Consider the following 19,806-nt stretch of genomic DNA (forward strand, 5'->3'; position numbering starts at 1 on the left):
CGGAAAACCGACATGGTGCCTCGATTGTCAAAATTTTTCGACCGGTGTGGCCGCCCGGACGGTCTTATCGACGGCCGCGCCGAACCTTACACTGCGGCGTTTCGTTCGAGTTCCGCCGACATGTCCGACCGCTCCAGGATCGCCGCCGTCTATCTGCTCGGCTTCGCGATCGATCTCGCCAACATGTTCATGCTCAACGCCGCGTATCCGGCGCTGCAGCGCGAGCTGCACGCGTCGGTCGCGCAGCTCGCGTGGGTCGGCAATGCGTACGTGCTCGGCCTGACCGTCGTGATTCCGCTCGGTGCGTGGCTCGCGCGCCGGTTCGGCGAACGGCGGGTGCTGTCGGCGTCGCTGCTGCTGTTCGGATGCGCGAGCCTCGGCGTCGCGCTGTCCGCGTCGATCGGCGCGCTGCTCGCGTGGCGCCTGGTCCAGGGGCTCGGCGGCGGCCTGCTGATCCCGGTCGGGCAGGCGATGGCGTATCGCGCGTACCCGCCGGACGCGCGCGGGCATCTGACGTCGGTCGTGATGATGGTCGCGCTGCTCGTGCCCGCGCTGTCGCCGGCGCTCGGCGGCATTGTCGTCGACCGGGTGTCGTGGCGCGCGATCTTCGCCGGCATGCTGCCGCTCGCCGCGCTCACGAGCGTGCTCGCGTTCGCATGGCTGCCGGCCGACGCGCCGGACGGCAACCCGCCGGCGCTGGACTTTCGCGGCCTCGGGTTGAGCGCCACGGCGCTCGTCGCGCTGCTGTTCGGCCTGACGTTCGCCGGCCAGCCGGGTGCGGGCGGCGACGCGCTCGTGCCGCTCGCGATCGCGATCGCGGCCGGCGCCGCGTATGTCTTGCATGCGCGCCGCGCGGCCGCGCCGCTGCTCGATCTCGGCCTGCTCGCGCAGCCGCTGCTGCGCATCGGCGTCGTCATCTATCTGTGCGTGCCGGGGGTATTCGCGGGCGTCAATCTCGTCGCCGCGCTGTACCTGCAGAACGGCCTCGGGCTGAGCGCCACGCACGCGGGCGCGCTGATGGCGCCGTGGGCGATCGCGTCGTTCGCCGCCATCGCGACGACGCGCCGGGGCTTGCCGCGCTGGGGCGCGAAGCCGCTGTTCGTCGTCGGCATCGTGGTGGACTGCGCGGCATCGTGCTGCTCGCGACGCCGCTGGCCGCGCTCGAAGCGGGGCGCGTGGCCGCGTTCGCCGCGATGGGGTTCGGCGCCAGCCTGTGCACGAGCACCGCGCAAAGCGCGGCGTTCGTCGACGTGCCGGCGGAGCGCATGGGCGACGCGAGCGTGCTGTGGAACCTGAACCGGCAACTGAGCTTCTGTGTCGGCGTCGCGGTGCTCGGCAGCGCGCTGAACCTGCTGCTGTCGCTGCAGGGCGGCGCCGCGCAGCTGCCTTACCAGCAATGCTTCGGGCTGGCCGCGCTGGCGACGCTGCTGCCGCTGCCGTTCGTCGCACGCCTCGCCACGCATCGTGCGCCTGCCGCGCGCGCGGCTTCCCAACGTTCGTGAGTTCCAGCATGAATCCGTCAAACCCGTATTTCCAGGAAGTCGCCGACGCGCACGTCGACATCGAAGCATGGCTGTCCGGCCGCGCCACGCGCGACGCGCTCGCGCCGCTGCTCGCGCGCTTCTCGCGCGCGTTCTCGATGATCTCGCTGCAGGGCCATGCGCTCGACTACGCCGATATCGACATCCTGTTCTCGCGCGGCTACGGCGCGCGGCCCGGCCTGCGCATCGCGATCGACGAGCTGCACGAAGTGAGCGCATGGCAGCGCGGCGCGGTGATCGGCTATCGCGAGACGCAGACCGACGAAGCCGGCCGGCGTACCGTGCGCCGCTCGACCGTCGTGTTCGAACGCGATGCGGACGGCCGCATCGGCTGGCTGCGGCTGCACGAAACACCGGTGACGGGCTGACCGTTACCCGCAACGACGCGTGCCGCGCGGTGCGGCGGCACGCGCATGCGCTTCCGGGCGCCATATCAAGCAGAACCTGAGAGATGACAACAAAAGCAATCGACACCGCGCGCCGCGCCGGCGCGCGGCGTTCGCGCGTGCGCAGCCGGAGGCACGCATGACGGCGCAACCGTTCATCGACGAGCCGGCGTCGCTCGTGCGCGACACCGAGGTGCACAAGGACCTCTATCTGTCGCCGCGCATCTTCGAGCTGGAGATGCGCGAGCTGTTCCGCAACACGTGGGTCTACGTCGGCCACACGAGCCAGATTCCGCGGACGGGCGACTACGTGACGACGACGATCGGCGCGGAGCCGGTCGTGATGGTGCGCCACGACGACGGGTCGGTGCGGGTGCTCCACAATCGCTGCTCGCACAAGGGCACCCAGCTGGTGACGGACGCGTGCGGCAACACGGGCGCGTTCTTCCGCTGCCCGTATCACGCGTGGTCGTATCGGACCGACGGCAGCCTCTACGCGATCCCGCTGCGGCGCGGCTACGAGAACACGGGCTTCGCATCGTGCGAGGCGAGTAAGGGGATGCAGGCGGTCGGCGCGGTGCATGACCATCGCGGCTTCGTGTTCTGCCGGCTGAACCCGTCCGGCGTCGATTTTCACGCGTATTTCGGCGACGCGCTGTCGTCGCTCGACAATCTGGTCGACCGTTCGCCGGAAGGGCGCGTCGAAGTCGCCGGCGGCGTGTTCCGCTACGTGCACGGCTGCAACTGGAAAATGCTGGTCGAGAACCAGACCGACACCTGTCATCCGATGGTCGCGCACGAATCGTCGGCCGGCACGGCCGTGCGCGTGTGGGAGCGCGACGGCGCGCAGCACGCGAAGCCGATGGCGGTCGAACTGCTCGAGCCGTTCATCCAGCCGCACGCGTTCTTCGAGCAGATGGGGCTGCGCGTGTGGCCCAACGGGCACGGGCATACCGGCACCGCCGATTCGATCCATGCGCGCTATACGCCGATTCCCGGCTATCACGAGAAGATGGTCGCCGCCTATGGCGAAGCGCGCGCCGCGCGCATTCTCGGCGAGGTGCGTCACAACACCGTGCTGTTCCCGAATGCGATGGTGAAGGGGCCGATCCAGATCCTGCGCGTGTTCAAGCCGCTTGCCGTCGATCGCACGCTGGTCGAGTCGTGGTCGTTCCGGCTGGTCGGCGCACCGGACTCGCTGTTCGAGCGCACGCTCGCGTACAACCGCCTGATCAATGCGCCGACGTCGATCGTCGCGCACGACGATCTCGAGATGTACGAGCGCGCGCAGCGTGGGCTCGCGACGCAGTCGCGCGACTGGGTGCACGTCGGTCGTCTGTTCGATCCGCAGGAGTTCGCGCAGCCGACGTTCGTGACGAACGGCACCAGCGAGCAGCAGATCCGCAACCAGTTCCGCGCATGGCTGCGCTACATCGCGCCCGCGTCGACGCAGGAGGCCGCCGATGCGCGTATTCAGTGACGATGAGCTCGTCGCGTTCGTCTATCGCGAGGCGCGCCTGCTCGACGAGCGGCGCTACGACGAATGGCTCTCGATGTACGCGGACGATGCGCGCTACTGGATGCCGCTGTCGCCGGATCAGCCCGACACCGAGCTGCACGGCGCGCTGATGGACGAGGACCTGCTGCTGCTGCGCATCCGCATCGAGCGGCTCGGCGGGCGCCGCACGTTCTCGCAGCAGCCGGCGAGCCGCGGTCATCATCTGCTGCAGCGGCCGCAGGTCGATCGCGCTGAGCCCGATCACGGCGCGTACCTGCTGCGCACGCCGTTTCACTACGTCGAAACACGGCGCGACGAGCAGACCTTGTTCGCCGGCTGGTACACGCACGCGCTGGCGGTGCGCGACGACGCGTTGCGCATCCACGTGAAGCGCGTCGATCTCGTCAATGCCGACGCGCCGCTCGGCAGCATCCAGCTGCCGATGTGACCGCGTGCGCCGCGCACGCTCCTTACCGACCCCGATCCCATGAACGCTCCTGAATTTCTGTCGCGCACGCTGCCGTACATCGACACGCTGTACGACTACGGCGCCTTCCTGGCCCGCACCGGCGGACACCTCGGCACGCTGCCGGCGGATGGCGCGCGCGACGCGCGGATCGCGATCGTCGGCGCTGGCGTGGGCGGCCTCGTCGCCGCGTGCGAGCTGCTGCGCGCGGGTGCGCGGCAGCTCGTCGTGTTCGAGGCGAACCCGGCGCGCGTGGGCGGCCGGCTGCTGTCGCAGTCGATCAATCCCGACCATCCGCACCTGCTCGCCGAAATGGGCGCGATGCGTTTCCCGCCATCGCAGGCCGCGCTGTACCACTATCTCGAGCGGTTCGGCATCGACAGCTCGTCGACGTTTCCCGATCCGGGTGTCGTCGATACCGAGATCCATTACCAGGGGCACGCGTATCGCTGGCCCGCGGGCGAGCGCCCGCCTGCGCTGTTCGACCGCGTCGACCGCGGCTGGCGCGCGTTCATACGCGACGGCGTGCGGCTCGACGACGGCACGCAGCTGCCCGCGCCGGCCGAGCTGACGGCGCTGCTGCGCGCGCATTGCTACGACGACGCGCGTCGCGGCTGGCAGCAGTACATCGACCGGTTCGGCGACGAGTCGTTCTACTCGGCGATCGTCAAGATCTTCACGGGCGCGACGCCGCCCGGCGGCGTGCGCTGGCGCAGGAGCGAGGACCTGCGGCTGTTCGGCACGCTCGGGATCGGCTCGGGCGGTTTTCAGCCGGTCTATCGCGCGTCGTTCCTCGAAATCCTGCGGATCGTCGTCAACGAACTCGAAGTCGACCAGCGGCTGATTCCGGCCGGCATCTTCGCGCTCGCGCAGCGGTTGCTCGACGACGGCGGGCAAGCCGCGCGCGTACGCGACCGGGTGGTGCACGCGGCCGTGCGGCGCGTCGAGAAGCAGCCGGACGGCACCTTCGCGCTGACGCTCGACGATGGGACGACGCAGGTGTTCGACCGCGTGATCGTCGCGACGACGACGCGGGCGATGCAGGTCGGCATGGGCATCACCGGCATCGCGAACCTGTTCGCGCCCGAGGTCGTGCGCGCGATCAACGATACGCACATGGTCAGTTCGTCGAAGCTGTTCGTGCTGACCCGCGACAAGTTCTGGCTCAAGCACGGGCTGCCGCACAACATCCAGACCGACACGCTGGCGCGCGGCATCTACTGCCTCGACTACGCGCCCGACGATTGCGACGCGCACGGCGTCGTGCTGATCAGCTACACGTGGGAAGACGATTCGCACAAGATCCTGTCGCTCACGGACAAGGTCGAACGGTTCCAGCGCCTCGTGGCCGAGATCGGTGTCGTGTCGCCGGCGTTCGCCGCACACCTGCGTCCGCTCGACGACGATTACGCGCGCAACGTGACGAGCCACGACTGGCTGTCGGACCGCTATGCGCTCGGCGCGTTCAAGCTGAACTATCCGGGCGAGGACATCCATTCGCAGGCGCTGTTCTACCAGTTCCAGACGGCCGTCGAGCCTTCGACGGACCGTGGCATTTACTTGGCCGGCTGCTGCTGCTCGTTTACGGGCGGCTGGATCGAGGGCGCGGTGCAGACGGCGATCAATGCGGCGAGCGCGGTGATCCACAGCCTCGGCGGCGTGCTGGCCGACGGCAATCCGCTGGACGCGATGCGCAACCGCTATCGCTACGGCGACTGACGCGGCATGCGCCGCTAGCTGTCGAGCTCGGCGTAGTGCCGGAAGATCCCCATCTCGTTGAACGCGATGCGGCGCTCCGATGCCAGATAGCGCGCGACGCCCGGATGCTCGGCGACGCGGTCGTGCAGCGCGACGAGGCCGCCGACTTTGCGCGCTGCATGCTTCATCGCGTTCGGAAACGCGTAGCGCAGCCCTTCGATCAACTGGAACATCGACAGATCCACGTAGCTCAACGCATCGCCCGCGATGTAGCCGCTGTCGTGTGGATTCTGCGCGAGGACGCGGTCGAAGTAGCCGAGGAATTTAGGTAGCCGGTGGGCGATGAAATCGGCCGCGCGCTCGGCGGCCTCCGCCTTTTGATCTTCGTAGTACAGGCCGCTGCCGATCGGATGATGCGTGTCGTGAATCTCGGTGACGAAGTCGGTCACCGTCAACTGGAGCTGGTGGACCCACAACCGCCCTGCTTCGTCCTGAGGCGCGAGGCCGTGCCGGCCGCCGAGGAACAGCAGGATGTTGGCGGTCTGCCCGATGATCTGGTCGCCGGCTTTCAGGAACGGCGGCGCGAACGGCAGGCAGGTTTCGGTCGCGCTCTCCAGCACGCGCATCATGGCCGGCATGCCCATGCCGCGCCCGGATCGGCGCGCGACGTCCACGTAGTCGGCTTCGGCCGCTTCAAGCGCGAGCCGCACGAATTCGCCGCGGCCCTGGATGCCGGGCCAGTAATAGAGTTCGTATCGCATCCGGTGCTCCTGTCGGGCGATGCGCCGCGTGACGTGCGCATCGCGATGGCGGGAAGGGCGGCCGTGCGCCGCTCGTCGGGAATAGACAGTGTAGGAGATTGGGGGGAATGCGGCGTGAGGCGCGGGTGGTAGGGGGTGGGTATGTCGCGTGTGTCGCCGTTCGGGCCGTCGATTGACACCCACGTCGAGCGATCGTTGGAGAAGCCGATGAAACGGTGCGGCGCGAACGCGCGGACGAATAGCACGTCGCTGGCGTGCCACTGCACATTCTCGCCGGTCGCACAATGAAGCGCGACGCGTCCGCCGTGATCGCGTAGATCTCGTCGCACGTAAGCGGCGTTTGGCGGTCGTCGCCGCGCGCGGTACAGCTCGATATCGAGCGTGCCGTGGCGTAACAGCGTCGTGAATGGCGCGCCTTCGGTGTCGAGGCGGGGCGAGCGAGGTGCGGATGCCGAGCTTCATCGCGGCGGGCTCCCGGTTCGGCGAGACGGGACGTGCCGAACTGCGTGAATCGGTCGTATGCGCGAATCGCGCGCAGGCAGACCGGGGCGTTCCGGTGCGTCGCGATCCGGGCGTGGGCGGGTTTGGCTGGTAATGCCGATACAGGTATTGCCACTACCAGCCAAACCACTGTTTTTAATGGGTTTTTCGCGCCCGCACTGCGCGGCGGCGCGTTGCGCGTGGCATAATCGACCGCATCCGCAAGGCTTGTAAGTCACAACGACCCCGCATACCCATGGCACAGACTCTCTACGACAAACTGTGGAATACCCACGTGGTCCACACCGAGGACGACGGCACGGCATTGCTCTACATCGACCGTCAGCTGCTGCATGAAGTCACGAGCCCGCAGGCGTTCGAAGGGCTGAAGATCGCGCACCGCCCGGTGTGGCGCATCAGCGCGAACCTGGCCGTGTCGGACCACAACGTGCCGACGACGGACCGCAGCCACGGCATCGCCGATCCGGTCTCGAAGCTGCAGGTCGACACGCTCGACGCGAACTGCGACAGCTTCGGCATCACCCAGTTCAAGATGAACGACGTGCGCCAGGGCATCGTGCACATCATCGGCCCGGAGCAGGGCGCGACGCTGCCCGGCATGACGATCGTGTGCGGCGATTCGCACACGTCGACGCACGGCGCGTTCGGCGCGCTCGCGCACGGCATCGGCACGTCGGAAGTCGAGCACGTGCTCGCGACGCAGACGCTGCTGCAGAAAAAGAGCAAGAACATGCTCGTGAAGGTCGACGGCGCACTGCCGCGCGGCTGCACCGCGAAGGACATCGTGCTCGCGATCATCGGCAAGATCGGCACCGCGGGCGGCACCGGCTACGCGATCGAATTCGGCGGCTCGACGATCCGCGCGCTGACGATGGAAGGCCGGATGACGGTCTGCAACATGGCGATCGAAGCGGGCGCGCGCGCCGGCATGGTCGCCGTCGACGACACGACGATCGACTACCTGAAAGGCCGTCCGTTCGTGCCGACCGGCGCGGAATGGGACCAGGCCGTCGAGTACTGGCGCCAGTTCACGTCGGACGACGGCGCGCAGTTCGACCGCGTCGTCGAGCTGAACGCAGCCGAGATCGTCCCGCAGGTCACGTGGGGCACGTCGCCGGAAATGGTCACGTCGATCGACGGCCGCGTGCCCGATCCGGAACGCGAGAAGGATCCGGTCAAGCGCGACGCGATGGAGCGCGCGCTCGCGTACATGGCGCTCGAGCCGAACACGCCGATCGAATCGATCAACGTCGACAAGATCTTCATCGGCTCGTGCACGAACGCGCGCATCGAGGACATCCGCGCGGCCGCGTACGTCGTGAAGAAGCTCGGCCGCCGCATCGCGCCGAACGTGCGGCTCGCGATGGTCGTGCCGGGCTCGGGCCTCGTGAAGGCGCAGGCCGAGCACGAAGGGCTCGACAAGGTGTTCACGAACGCCGGCTTCGAATGGCGCGAGCCGGGCTGCTCGATGTGCCTCGCGATGAATGCCGACCGCCTCGAGCCGGGCGAGCGCTGCGCGTCGACGTCGAACCGCAACTTCGAAGGCCGGCAGGGCGCGGGCGGCCGCACGCACCTCGTCAGCCCCGCGATGGCGGCGGCGGCGGCGATCGAAGGCCACTTCGTCGACATTCGCAAGCTGGGGTAACGGGACGGATCATGGAAAAATTCACAGTGCATACCGGCGTCGTGGCGCCGCTCGATCGCGAGAACGTCGACACGGACGCGATCATCCCGAAGCAGTTCCTGAAGTCGATCAAGCGCACCGGCTTCGGCCCGAACGCGTTCGACGAATGGCGTTACCTCGACCACGGCGAGCCGGGCCAGGACAACTCGAAGCGTCCGCTGAACCCGGACTTCGTGCTGAACCAGCCGCGCTACCAGGGCGCGTCGGTCCTGCTCACACGCAAGAACTTCGGCTGCGGCAGCTCGCGCGAACATGCGCCGTGGGCGCTGCAGCAGTACGGCTTCCGCGCGATTATCGCGCCGAGCTTCGCGGACATCTTCTACAACAACTGCTTCAAGAACGGCCTGCTGCCGATCGTGCTGACCGAGCAGCAGGTCGATCACCTGTTCAACGAGACATACGCGTTCAACGGCTATCAGCTGACGATCGATCTCGACGCGCAGGTCGTGCGCACGCCGGACGGCCGCGAATACGCGTTCGACGTCGCCGCGTTCCGCAAGTACTGCCTGCTGAACGGATTCGACGACATCGGCCTGACGCTGCGTCACGCGGACAAGATCCGCCAGTTCGAAGCCGAGCGGCTCGCGAAGCAGCCGTGGCTGAACCACAAGCTGGTCGGCTGACGTCGTCCTTCGGGCGGGCGCACGCCGTGCGTGCGCCGCTTCGCATACACAACCTACCCAGTCAGGAATAACGCATGAAGATTGCAGTGCTGCCCGGCGACGGCATCGGTCCGGAAATCGTCAAGGAAGCGGTGAAGGTGCTGAACGCACTCGGCGAGACGTTCGAGCTCGAGGAAGCGCCGGTCGGCGGCGCGGGCTACGAGGCGAGCGGCCATCCGCTGCCGGACGCGACGCTGAAGCTCGCGAAGGAAGCGGACGCGATCCTGTTCGGCTCGGTCGGCGACTGGAAGTACGACTCGCTCGAACGCGCGCTGCGCCCCGAGCAGGCGATCCTCGGCCTGCGCAAGCATCTCGAGCTGTTCGCGAACTTCCGCCCGGCGATCTGCTACCCGCAGCTCGTCGACGCGTCGCCGCTGAAGCCGGAGCTGGTCGCGGGCCTCGACATCCTGATCGTGCGCGAGCTGAACGGCGACATCTACTTCGGCCAGCCGCGCGGCGTGCGCGCTGCGCCCGACGGCCCGTTCGCCGGCGCGCGCGAGGGCTTCGACACGATGCGCTATTCGGAGCCGGAAGTGCGCCGCATCGCGCACGTCGCGTTCCAGGCTGCGCGCAAGCGCGCGAAGAAGCTGCTGTCGGTCGACAAGTCGAACGTGCTCGAAACGTCGCAGTTCTGGCGCGACATCATGATCGACGTGTCGAAGGAGTACGCGGACGTCGAGCTGTCGCACATGTACGTCGACAACGCGGCGATGCAGCTCGCGAAGGCGCCGAAGCAGTTCGACGTGATCGTGACGGGCAACATGTTCGGCGACATCCTGTCCGACGAGGCGTCGATGCTGACCGGCTCGATCGGCATGCTGCCGTCGGCGTCGCTCGACAAGAACAACAAGGGCCTGTACGAGCCGTCGCACGGCTCGGCGCCCGACATCGCGGGCAAGGGCATCGCGAACCCGCTCGCGACGATCCTGTCGGCCGCGATGCTGCTGCGCTACTCGCTGAACCGCGCGGAGCAGGCCGATCGCATCGAGCGCGCGGTGAAAAAGGTGCTCGAGCAGGGCTACCGCACCGGCGACATCGCGACGCCGGGCTGCCGGCAGGTCGGCACGGTCGCGATGGGCGACGCGGTGGTCGCAGCGCTGTAAGAAGGCGGTAAAGGGTGCGAACGCGGCCGTGAAAAAACGGCCCGTTCGCGCCGGATTGGCCGTTGTGCGGCCAGAAAGGTTTGTGTAGACTCGTGCGATGGCGCTGATTTCCCTGATCTCCCCGGTCTTGAAACTCCACGGCAACACTGCCCGTGCGGTTACGCGCGCCGTCGTCATCACGAAAACCATTACCACGAAAACGATCATTAAACGCTGATCGTCCGTCGTGCCCGCCTGTTTCCCCGCGCGGTCACGCCGGGGGCGGAAATGGCGGGGAAGCTCCATTCAAAGGGTTAGTCATGAACGTAGGTCTCGTAGGTTGGCGCGGCATGGTCGGCAGCGTCCTGATGCAGCGCATGCAGGAAGAGGGCGATTTCGACCTGATCGAACCGGTGTTTTTCAGCACCAGCAACACGGGCGGCAAGGCGCCGTCGTTCGCGAAAAACGAGACTACGCTCAAGGACGCGACCAACGTCGACGAGCTGAAGAAGTGCGACGTGATCATCACGTGCCAAGGCGGCGACTACACGAACGACGTGTTCCCGAAGCTGCGCGCGGCCGGCTGGAACGGCTACTGGATCGACGCGGCGTCGTCGCTGCGGATGAGTGACGACGCGGTCATCATCCTCGACCCGGTCAACCTCGACGTGATCAAGGACGCGCTCGTCAAGGGCACGAAGAACTTCATCGGCGGCAACTGCACGGTCAGCCTGATGCTGATGGCGCTCGGCGGCCTGTTCCGCGAGAACCTCGTCGACTGGATGACGGCGATGACCTACCAGGCCGCATCGGGCGCGGGCGCGCAGAACATGCGCGAGCTGCTGTCGCAGATGGGCGCGCTGAACGGCGCGGTGCAGGAGCAGCTGGCCGATCCGGCGTCAGCGATCCTCGACATCGACCGCCGCGTGCTGGCCGCGATGAACAGCGATGCGATGCCGACCAGCCACTTCGGCGTGCCGCTCGCGGGCTCGCTGATTCCGTGGATCGACAAGGATCTCGGCAACGGGATGTCGAAGGAAGAGTGGAAGGGCGGCGCGGAAACCAACAAGATCCTCGGCAAGCCGGCGATGGGCGAGCCGGGCTCGATCCCGGTCGACGGCCTGTGCGTGCGGATCGGCGCGATGCGCTGCCACTCGCAGGCGCTGACGATCAAGCTGAACAAGGACGTGCCGCTCGACGAGATCAACGGCATCCTCGCGTCGGCGAACGACTGGGTGAAGGTCGTGCCGAACGAGCGTGAAGCGTCGATGCGCGACCTGTCGCCGGCGAAGATCACGGGCACGCTGTCGGTGCCGGTCGGCCGCCTGCGCAAGCTCGCGATGGGCGGCGAATACCTGTCGGCGTTCACCGTCGGCGACCAGCTGCTGTGGGGCGCGGCCGAGCCGCTGCGCCGCATGCTGCGCATCCTGCTCGACAAGTAAGCATCGGGCCGCGCACGCGCGCCGCCGGCGCGCGAAGCGAGACGCCTGCCAGCCCGTTCGCGGGCGGCAGGCGTTTTTGTTGATGTCCGGCGCTGGATGCGCCCATGAGCAGGCCGGGGCCGCGCCGCCGATACCGCGGCTTCGCGGCCGGCGCGGACGTGGACGTGGATGTCGATGGCGGCCGCGTTCGTTCCCGCCAGAACGCCGCCGGCGACATTCAGGCTGACGAATGGCACGTGCTCGATCATGCGCGCCGCGCGCGATCCCGCGATCCATTGGCGAATCGGTCGGTCGGCCGTATCGGCCGGCGACGAATTCGGCCCGAATCCGGGCGCGTGAAGTAAACTACGCGGTTACGACGCGCAGACCAGCGGAAAGCGTCGCGTTCCGCGCGGCGCTTTTGCATTTCTGCGGCGACTTTTTTGACGCTTCCAAACGCGAATCCGAGCCGCGCGCCAGCGTGGCGATAGAGCCAACGATGTCCCGAATTTTCTTGTTTCCGCGTCAGTCCCGTCTGGCGCGCGCCGTGTGCGGCGCGCTGGCGGTCCTGGCGCTCGGCGCGGCCGCTTCGGCCGGTGCGGCCAGCCCCGGCGAACAGCCGGCGTCGGCCGCCGGCGGCGCCGTTCCGCTCACCGTGACGGTCCAGCCGGGCCAGTCCCTCAACGACATCGCGATTGCGGCCACGCAGTCGCACGATCCCGGCGTGATCGCCCGGGCCGGGCGCGCGCTGTTCGATGCGAATCCGCAGGCGTTCATGAAACGCGATCCGAGCCGCCTGAAGGTCGGCGCGGCGCTGACGGTGCCGGCGCTGGACGCCACCGGCGCCGCGCTCGTGCCGGCCGGTGCCGGCGCGGCATCGGGCGCATCGGCCGGGTCCGCGGCAGGTGGGGGCTCCGCCACGGTGGCGGGTGCGCAGCACGGCGCGTCGGCTGCCCATCCCGGCTCGGCCGCCGTGGCCGCGCCGACGGCATCGGCCGCGTCGAGCGCCCCGATCGCACCCGCAGCGCCGGCCGCTCCCACGAGCAGCACGAACGCCCCGGCCGCCAACGGTGCATCGACTTCGGCCGGCGCATCGGCGACGCATGGTGCATCGTCGGCCGCAACCGCTCAACCGGCGGCGCCGGTCGGCGGCGCCAGCGGGCCGCACGTCTGGAATGGCGCGATCCAGTCCGCACCGTCGTCCGCGAGCGAGGCTGCGGCGCAGCCCGCCGCGGGTGGTGCGGCTCAGCACGCACAGCAGCAGCCCGCAGCGGCGCCTGCTGCGGGTGCGTCGCAGCCGCGGCCGTCGAGCCTTCAGCAACTGCTCGCGCTGAAGAACCGCGTGCTGATGGAGTTGCAGAAGCACGGCATCGGCAAGCCGGCGCCATCCGGCAACGTCGCGCCCGCGCCGGCCGCTGTGCGTCCGGTTCAGGGCGATGTCGCGGCATCCGGTGCTGCGTCGTCGGCGGTCGCGGGCGACGCGGCGTCCGGTGCGGCGTCCGGTGCCGCCGCCAGCGCAGTGGCGCCGGCGTCGGCCCCCGTGCCGCCGGTCGTGACGAGCGTTGCGCCGCCGTCGTCGCCTCGCGCGACCGGTCAGATGGACTGGCGTCCGGCCGCAGCAGCCGGCGCGGCCGTTGTCGTCCTCATTGCGGGGTTTGCATGGCGCAAGCGCAGGAAAGCGCGCGCCGCGGACGCCGCTGCGGCGTCGTCCGCCGACGTGCCGCCGGCGCAATCCCGTGATACGGCACCCGTCGACACCGACCTTGACGCATCGCCGCGTGCCGTCGAGCCCGTGCCGCCGACGCTGCCCGCCACACCGTTTTCCCGCGATGCGGCGACCGACGTGAGCCTCGTGACGGCCGCCGCGGTCGCGGCAGAGACGGCCGACGTGCGGGAGGCCGATGTCGCGCCGCCGCCGGAAGAGGCGTCGACGCACGACGATCACGCCGAAGCCGAAGCCGAAGCCGAAGCCGAAGCCGAAGCGCCCGCAGCAGCGCTCCCGCCCGACGTGCCTGCTGCTGCGCCCGCCGCTGCAGACGCGCCGGCTGAAACGGCGCCCGCGGCTCCTACACCGACCGACACGCAGCACGAGGCGCTGATGCAGAACGCGATCAACGCGTTGAATAGCCTCGACATGCCGTTGCCGCCGCGCATCGGCGACGAGCACGCCGTGCCGCAAGCGCCGCAAGCCCCAACCGAAAGCGAGCAATCAGCAACTAACGGTCAACCCGCCCCGCGCCCGCCGCTGGGCGCGACCGAAGCGTCGGATGAACGATCCGTCGAGCACGACGACGAGTTCGATTGGGACCCGGATGCGACCACGCCTGCCGAGCAGGCGGGAGGCGCGTCCACGGTGCCCACGCCGTCACCGCTGCCGCCGCTCGGCGCCCGGTTCGGTGCATTGAAGCTCGACTTCGATCTCGACCTGCCGTCCGCCCCCGATGCCGAGCTGCCCGCACTGACGCCGGAGGAGCTTGCGCGCATTGCCCGCAACAAGCTGGATCTGGCGTTGGAATACGTCGAGCTGGGCGATCTGGCCGGCGCACGGACGCTGCTGCAGGAAGTGATCGACGCGAACGACGCTGCGACGCGCGACGACGCGCGCGCGCTGCTGGCGAAACTGGCGGACGAGGCGTGATGCGGATCGCGCTGGGCATCCAATACGACGGCGCGGCGTTTTGCGGCTGGCAGTCGCAGCCGCACGGCAAGACCGTGCAGGACGCGCTCGAGCGCGCGCTGGCCGAGTTCGCGCAGACGCCGCTGCATACGACGGTGGCGGGGCGCACCGACACCGGCGTGCACGGCCTCGGGCAGGTCGTGCACTTCGACACCGAGCTGGACCGCGCCGACTTCTCGTGGGTCCGCGGCACCAACGCGTTCCTGCCGTCGACGGTCGCGGTGCAGTGGGCGAAGCCGATGCCGGACGCGTTCCACGCGCGCTTCTCGGCGTTCGAGCGCACCTACTACTACGCGCTGTACGTGCATCCGGTGCGCTCGCCGATGCTCGACGCGCGCGCCGGCTGGATTCACACGCCGCTCGACGACGACGCGATGCGCGCGGCCGCGGCGCACCTGATCGGCGAGCACGACTTCTCGGCGTTCCGGTCGTCGGAATGCCAGTCGAAGACGCCGGTCAAGCACCTGTACCAGATCGACATCCGGCGCGCTGGCCACTTCCTGCATTTCCGGTTCCGCGCCAACGCGTTCCTGCACCACATGGTGCGCAACCTGATGGGCTGCCTCGTCGCGGTCGGCCGCGGCCGCTATCCGGCCGAATGGATCGCGGACGTGCTGGCCGGGCGCGACCGCAACCGCGCGGCGCCCACGTTCATGGCCGACGGGCTGTATCTCGCCCACGTCGGCTACCCGGCGGAATTCGCCGTCCCGTCCGCGCAGCTCGGCAGCGTGCCGTGGAGCGGCGTCTGGGCTGACCTGGATCCACAAACATGACGGACCGCGCCTCCAATTCCTCCGCGCCGCCGCGCACGCGCATCAAGCTGTGCGGCCTGTCGCGTCCCGACGACGTGCTGCATGCGGCGGCGCTCGGCGCCGACGCGATCGGCCTCGTGTTCTACCCGAAGAGCCCGCGCGCGGTCACGATCGCGCAGGCGGCGGAGCTTGCACGCCTCGCGCCGCCGTTCGTGTCGGTCGTCGGCCTGTTCGTGAACGCGACGGCCGACGAGATCGCGGCGGTAGTGCGCGACGTGCCGCTGACGCTGCTGCAGTTCCACGGCGACGAAACGCCGGAGCAATGCGACGCGCTCGGCCGCGCGGCGCGGCTGCCGTGGCTGCGCGCAGTGCGCGTCGGCCCCTCGACGCAGTCGGCCGATTTGGTAGAATCGGCACTTCATTATTCGAAAGCGCGCGGCCTCCTGTTCGACACCCTCGTGCCGGACTACGGCGGCAGCGGCAAGGTCTTCGATTGGTCACTTATTCCCGCAGAGCTCGCGCGTCGGGCCGTTTTGAGTGGTGGCTTGAACGCGCAAAACGTCGGTGACGCGATCCGCCAGCTGCGTCCTTTCGCTGTCGATGTCTCGAGCGGCATCGAAGTGGAGGGCGCAAAGGGCGTGAAGGATCACGCCCGGATGGCGGCGTTCGTGCGCGCGGTGCGCGAAGCGGACGCCGGGTGATGCATGCCGGTGCGGCGCCCCCCGGGAACCGGGGCGCGCACCGACCGATCGAGAGTGACACCATGTACAACCTTCCTGACGATCGCGGCCACTTCGGCCCGTATGGCGGCGTGTTCGTCGCCGAGACGCTGATTCACGCGCTGGACGAACTGCGCGCGGCGTACGAGAAATTCCAGCACGATCCCGGCTTCGTCGCCGAATTCGAGCGCGAGTTGAAGCACTTCGTCGGCCGTCCGTCGCCGATCTACCACGCGCAGCGCTGGAGCGACACGCTCGGCGGCGCGCAGATCTACCTGAAGCGCGAAGACCTGAACCACACCGGCGCGCACAAGATCAACAACGTGATCGGCCAGGCGCTGCTCGCGAAGCGGATGGGCAAGAAGCGCGTGATCGCCGAGACGGGTGCCGGCCAGCACGGCGTCGCGACCGCGACGATCTGCGCGCGCTTCGGGATGGAGTGCGTCGTCTACATGGGCGCCGAGGACGTGCGCCGCCAGGCCGCGAACGTCTACCGGATGAAGCTGCTTGGAGCTACGGTCGTGCCGGTCGAATCGGGCTCGCGCACGCTGAAGGACGCGCTGAACGAAGCGATGCGCGACTGGGTCACGAACATCGAGAACACGTTCTACATCATCGGCACGGTGGCGGGCCCGCACCCGTACCCGATGATGGTGCGCGACTTCCAGCGCGTGATCGGCGACGAGTGCAAGGTGCAGATGCCCGAGCTCGCGGGCCGGCAGCCGGACGCGGTGATCGCCTGCGTCGGCGGCGGCTCGAACGCGATGGGCATCTTCTATCCGTACATCGACGATGCGTCGGTGCAGCTGATCGGCGTCGAGGCGGCGGGCGACGGGCTCGACACGGGCCATCACGCGGCGTCGCTGATCGCCGGCAGCCCCGGCGTGCTGCACGGCAACCGCACGTACCTGCTGCAGGACGACAACGGCCAGATCATCGAGACGCATTCGGTGTCGGCGGGCCTCGACTATCCGGGCGTCGGCCCCGAGCACGCATGGCTGAAGGACAGCGGCCGCGCGCAGTACGTGCCGATCACCGACGAGGAAGCACTCAAGGCGTTCCACGACTGCTGCCGGATCGAGGGGATCATCCCGGCGCTCGAATCGAGCCACGCGATCGCGTATGGCGTGAAGCTCGCGCCGACGCTGCCGAAGGACAAGATCCTGCTCGTCAACCTGTCGGGCCGCGGCGACAAGGACATGCACACGGTCGCCGAGCGATCGGGCATTTCGCTCTGACCCCCCGACCGATGCGTGACCTGATCGAAGAGCCGGCGGGCGGCGCCGCGAGCGAAGCGCAGGCGGTGCAAGCCGCCGTCGCCGAGCCGCGCGCGCTGCGCGCCGGCATCGAATTGCACAACCGCGATTTCATGACCGAAGCCGCCCGTTTGCCGGACGCGTCGATCGACCTGATCGTCGCCGATCCGCCGTACGGGCTCGGCAAGGACTACGGCAACGACTCGGACAAGCGCTCGGGCGACGACCACCTCGCGTGGACGCGCGCATGGCTGGAGCTGGCGATTCCGAAGCTCAAGCCGAGCGGGTCGATGTACGTGTTCTGCACGTGGCAGTACGCGCCGGAGATCTTCAGCTTCCTGAAGACGAAGCTCACGATGATCAACGAGATCATCTGGGACCGGCGCGTGCCGAGCATGGGCGGCACGACGCGCCGCTTCACGTCGGTGCACGACAACATCGGCTTTTTCGCGGTGTCCAAGGCGTATTACTTCGATCTCGATCCGGTCCGCATCCCGTACGACGCCGATACGAAGAAGGCCCGCTCGCGCAAGCTGTTCGAAGGCAGCAAGTGGCTGGAGATGGGCTACAACCCGAAGGACGTCTGGTCGGTCTCGCGCCTGCACCGGCAGCACGCGGAGCGCGTCGATCATCCGACCCAGAAGCCGCTGGAAATCATCGAGCGGATGGTGCTCGCGAGCTGCCCGCCGGGCGGCCGCGTGCTCGATCCGTTCATGGGCAGCGGCACGACCGCGGTGGCCTGCGCAAGGCAGGGGCGCGACTTCGTCGGCTACGAGATCAACGAAAGTTATTGCGCGATCGCGCACGAGCGCGTTGCCGCGCTCGACGCGCAGGCGTGCGCGTGAGTCGCGCCGCCGTTTCGCCGAACGAATCGAGGAAAATTGCCATGTCCCGTATCCAGCAGACCTTCGCAGCGCTCGCCGAACGAGGCCGCAAGGGCCTGATCCCGTTCATCACCGCGGGCGACCCCGATCCCGCGAAGACCGTCGACTTCATGCACGCGCTCGCCGAAGGCGGCGCGGACGTGATCGAGCTCGGCGTGCCGTTCTCGGACCCGATGGCCGACGGCCCCGTGATCCAGCGCTCGTCGGAGCGCGCGCTCGAACGCGGCGTCACGCTGAAGAGCGTGCTCGCCGACGTGAAGCGCTTCCGCGAGACCAACCAGACGACCCCCGTCGTGCTGATGGGCTATGCGAATCCGATCGAGCGGATGGGCGTCGACGCATTCGCCGAGCAAGCGCATGCGGCCGGCGTCGACGGCGTGCTCGTCGTCGACTATCCGCCGGAAGAGGCGGGCGTGTTCGCGGAAAAAATGCGCGCCGCGCAGATCGATCCGATCTTCCTGCTCGCGCCGACGTCGACCGACGAGCGCATCGCGGACGTCGGCAAGATCGCGAGCGGCTACGTGTATTACGTGTCGCTCAAGGGCGTGACCGGCGCCGGAAATCTGGATGTTTCGAGCATTGCGGGTAAAATCCCGGCCATCAAGTCGCGTGTGCCGGTTCCGGTGGGCGTCGGCTTCGGCATCCGCGACGCCGAAACGGCGCGCGCGGTGGCCGAAGTGTCGGACGCCGTCGTGATCGGCAGCCGTCTGGTGCAGCTCCTCGAGAGCGCCGCGCCGGAAGGCGCCGTCGCCGCGCTGAAGGCGTTCGTCGCCGAGGTGCGCGCCGCGCTGGACGGCGCGGGCAAGACGGCGCGTAAATAAACAACCTAGCAACCTAGGAAGGCGGGTCCGGGCGCATGTTGCCCGGCCCGCCACGGAACAGGAAATCAAACGATGAGCTGGCTCGACAAACTGTTGCCGCCGAAGATCAAGCAGACCGACCCGAAAAGCCGCAAGGGCATTCCGGAAGGCCTGTGGGTCAAGTGCCCGTCCTGCGAGGCCGTGCTGTACCGCAACGACGTGGACGCGAACCTGCACGTGTGCCCGAAGTGCGATCACCACATGCGGATCGGCGCGCGCGAGCGCCTCGACGCGCTGCTCGATCCGGAAGGCCGCTACGAGATCGGCCAGGAGATCGTGCCGGTCGACTCGCTGAAGTTCAAGGACAGCCGCAAGTATCCGGATCGTCTGAAGGAAGCGATGGAAGACACCGGCGAGACCGACGCGATGGTCGTGATGGGCGGCGCGATCCACACGCTGCCGGTCGTCGCCGCGTGCTTCGAGTTCTCGTTCATGGGCGGCTCGATGGGCTCGGTGGTCGGCGAGCGCTTCGCGCGCGGCGCGCAGAACGCGCTCGAGCAGCAGGTGCCGTTCATCTGCTTCACCGCTTCGGGCGGCGCGCGGATGCAGGAAAGCCTGCTGTCGCTGATGCAGATGGCGAAGACCACCGCGATGCTGACCAAGCTGGCGGAAGCGAAGCTGCCGTTCATCTCGGTGCTGACCGATCCGACGATGGGCGGCGTGTCGGCGAGCTTCGCGTTCCTCGGCGACGTGGTGATCGCCGAGCCGAAGGCGCTGATCGGCTTCGCCGGCCCGCGCGTGATCGAGCAGACGGTGCGCGAGAAGCTGCCGGAAGGCTTCCAGCGCGCGGAATTCCTGCTGAAGACGGGCGCGATCGACATGATCGTCGACCGTCGCAAGCTGCGCGACGAGATCGCGCAGCTGCTCGCGCTGCTGCAGCGCCAGCCGGCCGACGCGCTGGCCTGATCGGCGCCCGAGGGTGTGAACCGCGCGCGTCGCCTGGCTCGATCGCCAGGCG

General features: G+C 68.5%; 18 protein-coding genes and 1 pseudogene. 18 read left to right on the top strand and 1 reads right to left on the bottom strand.

What is annotated here, in order from left to right:
* The first annotated feature begins 120 nt into the window (after positions 1 to 120).
* The 5 genes and pseudogenes from WJ35_RS22710 (at position 121) to WJ35_RS22730 (ending at position 5,610) form a co-directional block, all read left to right on the top strand.
* Positions 121 to 1,502: pseudogene (locus tag WJ35_RS22710) on the top strand (MFS transporter).
* Between the two features lie 8 nt (positions 1,503 to 1,510).
* Entirely contained in the window at positions 1,511 to 1,909 is a 399-nt protein-coding gene (locus WJ35_RS22715) for a DUF4440 domain-containing protein (RefSeq protein ID WP_069240052.1), read from the top strand.
* A 157-nt stretch (positions 1,910 to 2,066) separates the two neighbouring features.
* Positions 2,067 to 3,407 (top strand): Rieske 2Fe-2S domain-containing protein, encoded by a 1,341-nt coding sequence (locus WJ35_RS22720; RefSeq protein ID WP_041494102.1) that lies wholly within the window; start codon positions 2,067 to 2,069, stop codon positions 3,405 to 3,407.
* The gene (locus WJ35_RS22725) at positions 3,391 to 3,873 is read left to right on the top strand and encodes an aromatic-ring-hydroxylating dioxygenase subunit beta (protein ID WP_011881729.1); all 483 of its coding nucleotides are present in this window, start codon (positions 3,391 to 3,393) and stop codon (positions 3,871 to 3,873) included. The genes WJ35_RS22720 and WJ35_RS22725 overlap by 17 nt, the downstream gene beginning before the upstream one ends.
* Before the next feature lie 39 nt (positions 3,874 to 3,912).
* Entirely contained in the window at positions 3,913 to 5,610 is a 1,698-nt protein-coding gene (locus tag WJ35_RS22730) for a flavin monoamine oxidase family protein (protein WP_069240053.1), read from the top strand.
* A gap of 14 nt (positions 5,611 to 5,624) precedes the next feature.
* Here the strand turns inward: WJ35_RS22730 and WJ35_RS22735 are convergent, their stop codons facing one another.
* Positions 5,625 to 6,350, bottom strand: coding sequence for a glutathione S-transferase family protein (locus tag WJ35_RS22735; protein ID WP_069240054.1), 726 nt, complete (start codon positions 6,348 to 6,350; stop codon positions 5,625 to 5,627).
* Between the two features lie 448 nt (positions 6,351 to 6,798).
* Here WJ35_RS22735 and WJ35_RS31525 point away from each other — a divergent pair, with 448 nt between their 5' ends.
* The 13 genes from WJ35_RS31525 to accD all read left to right on the top strand — a co-directional run bounded on the left by WJ35_RS31525 (position 6,799) and on the right by accD (position 19,754).
* A complete protein-coding gene (locus tag WJ35_RS31525) occupies positions 6,799 to 6,945 on the top strand; it encodes a hypothetical protein (RefSeq protein ID WP_155121960.1) in 147 nt (48 codons plus the stop codon).
* A gap of 141 nt (positions 6,946 to 7,086) precedes the next feature.
* Positions 7,087 to 8,496: a 3-isopropylmalate dehydratase large subunit gene (gene leuC, locus WJ35_RS22740; protein ID WP_010099618.1), complete on the top strand. Its 1,410-nt coding sequence runs from the start codon at positions 7,087 to 7,089 to the stop codon at positions 8,494 to 8,496.
* An 11-nt stretch (positions 8,497 to 8,507) separates the two neighbouring features.
* Entirely contained in the window at positions 8,508 to 9,158 is a 651-nt protein-coding gene (gene leuD, locus WJ35_RS22745) for a 3-isopropylmalate dehydratase small subunit (protein ID WP_060233958.1), read from the top strand.
* Positions 9,159 to 9,232: 74 nt separating this feature from the next.
* The gene (gene leuB, locus WJ35_RS22750) at positions 9,233 to 10,300 is read left to right on the top strand and encodes a 3-isopropylmalate dehydrogenase (RefSeq protein WP_010099620.1); all 1,068 of its coding nucleotides are present in this window, start codon (positions 9,233 to 9,235) and stop codon (positions 10,298 to 10,300) included.
* A 299-nt stretch (positions 10,301 to 10,599) separates the two neighbouring features.
* Complete coding sequence (asd, locus tag WJ35_RS22760; protein ID WP_010099623.1) at positions 10,600 to 11,721, top strand: aspartate-semialdehyde dehydrogenase; 1,122 nt, start codon at positions 10,600 to 10,602, stop codon at positions 11,719 to 11,721.
* A 104-nt stretch (positions 11,722 to 11,825) separates the two neighbouring features.
* Positions 11,826 to 12,065, top strand: a complete 240-nt coding sequence (locus WJ35_RS31530) for a hypothetical protein (protein ID WP_155121961.1) — start codon at positions 11,826 to 11,828, stop codon at positions 12,063 to 12,065.
* Positions 12,066 to 12,199: 134 nt separating this feature from the next.
* Positions 12,200 to 14,338 (top strand): FimV/HubP family polar landmark protein, encoded by a 2,139-nt coding sequence (locus WJ35_RS22765; protein WP_069240055.1) that lies wholly within the window; start codon positions 12,200 to 12,202, stop codon positions 14,336 to 14,338.
* A complete protein-coding gene (gene truA / locus WJ35_RS22770; RefSeq protein WP_060233962.1) occupies positions 14,338 to 15,150 on the top strand; it encodes a tRNA pseudouridine(38-40) synthase TruA in 813 nt (270 codons plus the stop codon). Before WJ35_RS22765 ends, truA begins: the two co-directional genes overlap by 1 nt.
* Positions 15,147 to 15,830 (top strand): phosphoribosylanthranilate isomerase, encoded by a 684-nt coding sequence (locus WJ35_RS22775; protein ID WP_060233963.1) that lies wholly within the window; start codon positions 15,147 to 15,149, stop codon positions 15,828 to 15,830. Before truA ends, WJ35_RS22775 begins: the two co-directional genes overlap by 4 nt.
* 62 nt (positions 15,831 to 15,892) lie before the next feature.
* Positions 15,893 to 17,086 (top strand): tryptophan synthase subunit beta, encoded by a 1,194-nt coding sequence (gene trpB / locus WJ35_RS22780; protein WP_010089188.1) that lies wholly within the window; start codon positions 15,893 to 15,895, stop codon positions 17,084 to 17,086.
* An 11-nt stretch (positions 17,087 to 17,097) separates the two neighbouring features.
* Positions 17,098 to 17,949 (top strand): DNA-methyltransferase, encoded by an 852-nt coding sequence (locus WJ35_RS22785; RefSeq protein WP_060233964.1) that lies wholly within the window; start codon positions 17,098 to 17,100, stop codon positions 17,947 to 17,949.
* 41 nt (positions 17,950 to 17,990) lie between these two features.
* Positions 17,991 to 18,809, top strand: a complete 819-nt coding sequence (trpA, locus tag WJ35_RS22790; protein WP_069240056.1) for a tryptophan synthase subunit alpha — start codon at positions 17,991 to 17,993, stop codon at positions 18,807 to 18,809.
* Positions 18,810 to 18,881: 72 nt separating this feature from the next.
* Positions 18,882 to 19,754, top strand: coding sequence for an acetyl-CoA carboxylase, carboxyltransferase subunit beta (gene accD / locus WJ35_RS22795; RefSeq protein WP_010089191.1), 873 nt, complete (start codon positions 18,882 to 18,884; stop codon positions 19,752 to 19,754).
* Positions 19,755 to 19,806: the final 52 nt, after the last annotated feature.

Source organism: Burkholderia ubonensis, assembly GCF_001718695.1.
In the GTDB taxonomy this organism is placed as follows: Bacteria; Pseudomonadota; Gammaproteobacteria; order Burkholderiales; family Burkholderiaceae; genus Burkholderia; species Burkholderia ubonensis_B.

Excerpts from the sequence above, each read along its gene's own strand:
- WJ35_RS22765 (WP_069240055.1), top strand. The coding sequence starts at position 12,200 with ATGTCCCGAATTTTCTTGTTTCCGCGTCAGTCCCGTCTGGCGCGCGCC.
- WJ35_RS22730 (WP_069240053.1), top strand. The coding sequence starts at position 3,913 with ATGAACGCTCCTGAATTTCTGTCGCGCACGCTGCCGTACATCGACACG.
- WJ35_RS22775 (WP_060233963.1), top strand. The coding sequence starts at position 15,147 with ATGACGGACCGCGCCTCCAATTCCTCCGCGCCGCCGCGCACGCGCATC.
- leuC (WP_010099618.1), top strand. The coding sequence starts at position 7,087 with ATGGCACAGACTCTCTACGACAAACTGTGGAATACCCACGTGGTCCAC.
- accD (WP_010089191.1), top strand. The coding sequence starts at position 18,882 with ATGAGCTGGCTCGACAAACTGTTGCCGCCGAAGATCAAGCAGACCGAC.
- leuD (WP_060233958.1), top strand. The coding sequence starts at position 8,508 with ATGGAAAAATTCACAGTGCATACCGGCGTCGTGGCGCCGCTCGATCGC.
- WJ35_RS31525 (WP_155121960.1), top strand. The coding sequence starts at position 6,799 with ATGCCGAGCTTCATCGCGGCGGGCTCCCGGTTCGGCGAGACGGGACGT.
- trpB (WP_010089188.1), top strand. The coding sequence starts at position 15,893 with ATGTACAACCTTCCTGACGATCGCGGCCACTTCGGCCCGTATGGCGGC.
- trpA (WP_069240056.1), top strand. The coding sequence starts at position 17,991 with ATGTCCCGTATCCAGCAGACCTTCGCAGCGCTCGCCGAACGAGGCCGC.
- truA (WP_060233962.1), top strand. The coding sequence starts at position 14,338 with ATGCGGATCGCGCTGGGCATCCAATACGACGGCGCGGCGTTTTGCGGC.
- WJ35_RS22735 (WP_069240054.1), bottom strand. The coding sequence starts at position 6,350 with ATGCGATACGAACTCTATTACTGGCCCGGCATCCAGGGCCGCGGCGAA.
- WJ35_RS22785 (WP_060233964.1), top strand. The coding sequence starts at position 17,098 with ATGCGTGACCTGATCGAAGAGCCGGCGGGCGGCGCCGCGAGCGAAGCG.
- asd (WP_010099623.1), top strand. The coding sequence starts at position 10,600 with ATGAACGTAGGTCTCGTAGGTTGGCGCGGCATGGTCGGCAGCGTCCTG.
- WJ35_RS22725 (WP_011881729.1), top strand. The coding sequence starts at position 3,391 with ATGCGCGTATTCAGTGACGATGAGCTCGTCGCGTTCGTCTATCGCGAG.
- WJ35_RS31530 (WP_155121961.1), top strand. The coding sequence starts at position 11,826 with ATGAGCAGGCCGGGGCCGCGCCGCCGATACCGCGGCTTCGCGGCCGGC.
- WJ35_RS22715 (WP_069240052.1), top strand. The coding sequence starts at position 1,511 with ATGAATCCGTCAAACCCGTATTTCCAGGAAGTCGCCGACGCGCACGTC.
- WJ35_RS22720 (WP_041494102.1), top strand. The coding sequence starts at position 2,067 with ATGACGGCGCAACCGTTCATCGACGAGCCGGCGTCGCTCGTGCGCGAC.
- leuB (WP_010099620.1), top strand. The coding sequence starts at position 9,233 with ATGAAGATTGCAGTGCTGCCCGGCGACGGCATCGGTCCGGAAATCGTC.